Annotated in this window: 4 protein-coding genes; 3 read left to right on the top strand and 1 reads right to left on the bottom strand. The window is 76.5% G+C overall.

The genetic code is table 11. The features are described 5' to 3' along the window. The 3 genes from AC0CYZ_RS29600 to AC0CYZ_RS29590 all read left to right on the top strand — a co-directional run. A partial coding sequence (locus AC0CYZ_RS29600) for a sensor histidine kinase (protein WP_472221696.1) occupies nucleotides 1–2,213 on the top strand: 2,213 nt, incomplete at its 5' end. Then, nucleotides 2,210–2,851, top strand: a complete 642-nt coding sequence (locus AC0CYZ_RS29595; RefSeq protein WP_472221695.1) for a response regulator transcription factor — start codon at nucleotides 2,210–2,212, stop codon at nucleotides 2,849–2,851. The genes AC0CYZ_RS29600 and AC0CYZ_RS29595, both read left to right, overlap by 4 nt. A 57-nt stretch (nucleotides 2,852–2,908) precedes the next feature. Further along, nucleotides 2,909–3,370, top strand: a complete 462-nt coding sequence (locus AC0CYZ_RS29590; protein ID WP_472221694.1) for a group II truncated hemoglobin — start codon at nucleotides 2,909–2,911, stop codon at nucleotides 3,368–3,370. Between the two features lie 15 nt (nucleotides 3,371–3,385). Here the strand turns inward: AC0CYZ_RS29590 and AC0CYZ_RS29585 are convergent. Then, nucleotides 3,386–3,773: YybH family protein (locus tag AC0CYZ_RS29585; protein ID WP_472221693.1), on the bottom strand; the 388-nt coding region annotated here is incomplete at its 5' end.

Below are 3,773 nucleotides of genomic sequence, written 5' to 3'. Positions count from 1 at the left end.
CGGGGGCGGAGGTCGATTCGTTCATGCCGACGACGGTGGCCGCGTCGTGCTCCCGCACGGGAGGGCCGGAGGTGCCCGGCCGACCGGGCGTCCTCCCGGCCGCACCCGGGACGCGGACCCGGGACTTCGGGCCGCTGACCTGCGACGCTACCGGGGTGGCGGGTATCGAGCGGGGGGGCCACGGCCGGACCCGGACGACGGCGGCCGCGGCCGGCCTGCTGTTCGCCCTGGTGCTCGTCGAGGTGGCCGCGGCGGTCGTGGGCGCCGCGATGGCGGGCATGTCGTTCGCCGACGCGGTGGGCGCCTACGTCGTGACCAACTCCGCCATCGGGCTGGCCGGCTCGCTCAGCGGGCTCCTGCTCGCGTGGCACCGCCCGCGCAACCCGATCGGCTGGCTGCTCGCCGCCGGCGGGGTGCTGCAGTCCCTCTCGGCGGCCGTCGCCCCGCTCGTCCTCGCGGCGCTCGCCCGGGGCTGGTCGGAGTCGGCCGCCCGCGGTCTCGCCACCGTCTTCTCCTTCGCGTGGCCGTGCGCGATCGGCTTCTGCCTCCCCGCGGCGCTGCTGCTCTTCCCGACCGGGCGACTGCCCGGTCCGAGGTGGCGTCCCTTCGGCGGCGTACTGCTCGTCGTCGCGACCCTCTTCGTCCTGGAGAACGGCACCGACCCGGCCGGCCTCGGCCCGGACGGCTCGCTGCACGGGTGGGTGCGGCTCGACGACGCTGTCTGGAGCGTGGTCTCGGCGCTGGCCGAGTGGGGTTTCGTGCTGGTCCTCGTCGGCGTGCTGGCCTCACTGATCACGCGCTACCGCCGGGGGGACGAGCGCACCCGGCGCCAGCTGCTGTGGCTGGTGCTGGCCGTGCTCGTCGTCGTCGTCGACATCACGCTCTGGGGGCCGGCGCCGATCGGGCTCCCGATCCTGAACCTGCTGGTGATCACGCTGATCCCGGTGTCGATCACCATCGCGATCCTGCGCCACCAGCTGCTCGACATCCGGCTCGTGGTCTCCCGGGCCGTGCTCTACGTGCTGCTCAGCGCGGGGGTCCTGGGCGTCTGGCTCGGGCTGGTCGCGCTGCTCGAGCTCGTGCTGCGACGCCAGGCCGGGTCCGCGACGTCGGCGGTGGCGACCGTGGTGGTCGTGCTGGTGGCCATCCCGGTCCGCGCCCGGCTGCAACGGCTCGTCGACCGGGCCTTCTACGGCGACCGGGGGGACCCGCTCCGGGCGGTGTCGCGCCTGGGCGAGCAGCTCGCGGTGGGGGAGGAGCGCGACGTGCTCGCGGCGATCGGCGAGGCGTTGCGCCTGCCGTCGGTGGCGGTCGCGGCCCCCGGGCGCCCCGAGGTGGCGTGGAGCCGACGCCCGGGGGACGACGAGGCCCTCGACGCGGGCCACGAGCGCCTGCCGCTGCACTACGGCGGGGCGGACGTCGGCGAGCTGGTCGTGGGCGTGCGGCGGGGCCAGCGCGCGCTCGACCGCCCGGACCGCGCCGCCCTGGAACTGCTCGCCGCCCCGCTGGCCGCGGCCGTCCACGCCCGGGCGCTCGCGGACGACGTCGCCACCTCCCGCACCGCGATCGTCGCCGCCCGCGAGGAGGAGCGGCGCCGGCTGCGCCGCGACCTGCACGACGGACTCGGCCCGGTCCTGACCGGCATCGGCTACCGCGCCGACGCCGCCCGCAACCTCGTGCCCACCGACCCGGAGCGCGCCACCGACCTGCTGGCCACGCTGCGCGGGGAGGTGGCCGAGGCGATCGAGGACGTGCGGCGGCTGGTGCGCGCGCTGCGCCCGCCCTCGCTCGACGAGCTCGGTCTGGTCGGCGCTCTGGCGCGGCACTTCGAGGCCGCCGCCGACGGGGTGGTCGCCCTCGAGCACCCCGGGACACTGCCGGACCTGCCCGCCGCCGTCGAGGCCGCCGCCTACCGCATCGCCACCGAGGGGGTCGTCAACGCCGTGCGCCACGCGCGGCCCACGCGGGTCGTCGTCGGCCTCGCCGTCGCGGACCGGGGGCTGGAGGTCACGGTGACCGACGACGGTGCGGGCGCGGCGGCCTGGGTCCCGGGTGTCGGCCTGACCGCGATGCGGGAGCGCGCCGACGAGGTGGGCGGGCGGCTCGAGGCGGGTCCCCGTCCGGGGGGCGGCGGGCGGGTGCGGGCGTGGTTGCCGGCCGGGGTGACGGCCCCGACGACGGCCCCGGTGCCCGTCGCGGAGCCGGCCCGGTGAGCGCGTCGGTCCGGGTGGTCCTCGCCGACGACCACCCCGTCGTGCGGGACGGCCTCGCGGCGCTGCTGTCCTCGGTGGCCGGCATCGACGTCGTCGGGACCGCGGCCACCGGACGGCAGGCGGTGCGCACCGTCGTCACCCTGCGTCCCGACGTCCTCGTGCTCGACATCCAGATGCCCGAGCTCGACGGCGTCGGGGTCGCCCGCGAGCTCGCGCGCGCCGCCCCCGACGTCGCCGTGCTGGTCCTGACGATGTTCGACGACGACGACTCGGTCTTCGCCGCCCTCCGCGCGGGCGCGGCCGGCTACGTGCTCAAGGGGGCCGCGCAGGACGAGATCGTGCGGGCCATCCGTGCCGTCGCCGCCGGGGAGGCGATCTTCGGCCCGGGCATCGCGCGCCGGGTGCTCACCCAGCTCGGCGGCCGCTCGGCGACCCCCGAGCCGTTCCCCGAGCTCACCGCCCGCGAGCGCGAGGTCCTCGAGCTCCTCGCCGCCGGACTGACCACGGCCGCCATCGGCTCCCGGCTCGGGCTGGCCCCGAAGACGGTCACCAACCACGCGTCGGCGGTGTTCGCGAAGCTGCACGTCGAGGGCCGCGCCCAGGCCGTCGAGCGGGCCCGCCGGGCCGGGCTCGGCTGAGCGGTCACGGCAGCAGCGGACCTACCAGCACGGACGGCGGATGCTTACAGTGTTGCAATGACACCGACGCTCTATGAGTGGGCAGGGGAGCGACAGGCTCTCCGGCGCCTCATCGACGCGTTCTACGACCGGGTGGAGCGCGACGACCTGCTGAGCCCGCTCTTCCCCGGCGGGGTCTCGGAGGAGCACCGCGCCCACGTCACGCTGTGGTGGTGCGAGGTGTTCGGCGGTCCCGCCGAGTACACCGCCTCCCTCGGCGGCTACGAGCGGATGCTCGCCCACCACCGCGATCTCGGGATCACCGCGGAGCAGCGCCGTCGCTTCGCCGAGACGATGAGCCGGGCCGCCGACGACGCCGGGCTGCCCGCCGACCCCGAGTTCCGCGCCGCCTTCGTCGGCTACGTGGAGTGGGGCACGCGGCTGGCGATGCACAACTCGCAGCCCGGCGCCGACGTCGTCGAACAGGCGCCCGTCCCGGAGTGGGGCTGGGGCGTGGCCCCGCCCTACCTGCCCTCCTGATCGTCGTGCGGTCCGTCAGGCGCCGCCGCCGAAGGGGTGGTCGATGACGTACTTCCAGGTCCCGTCGGCCTGGCGGCGCACGACCTCGGCGGTGGTGCCCCGGAGGTCGACGGGCACGCCGTCGCCGTCGTGGCCGTCGTCCATGACGAAGGCGATGCTGCCGAGGGCCAGTTCGCCCGCGACCAGCCAGTGGCGCGGGGTGAACCGGAGCCGGCCGCCGAGGGCGAGGAACTCCTTCAGCGCGGCCTCGATGGCGTCGTGGCCCCGGAGGGGGTCGGCGCCGGGGCCGGGGACGAGGACCGCGTCGGGCTCGTAGAACTCCATGAGGCGGGGCAGGTCGGCGGCGTTGAAGGCGTCGGCCCACGCGCGGTTGAGGTCGTCGGGGGTGGTGGCGGTCATGATC

The organism is Actinomycetospora sp., from assembly GCF_055612215.1.
Note: the sequence above shows the minus strand (reverse complement) of the source record. Positions and strands in the feature narration are given on the sequence as shown.

Bases quoted from the DNA above. Each gene is read 5' to 3' on its own strand.
- AC0CYZ_RS29590 (WP_472221694.1), top strand. From the start codon at position 2,909: ATGACACCGACGCTCTATGAGTGGGCAGGGGAGCGACAGGCTCTCCGG.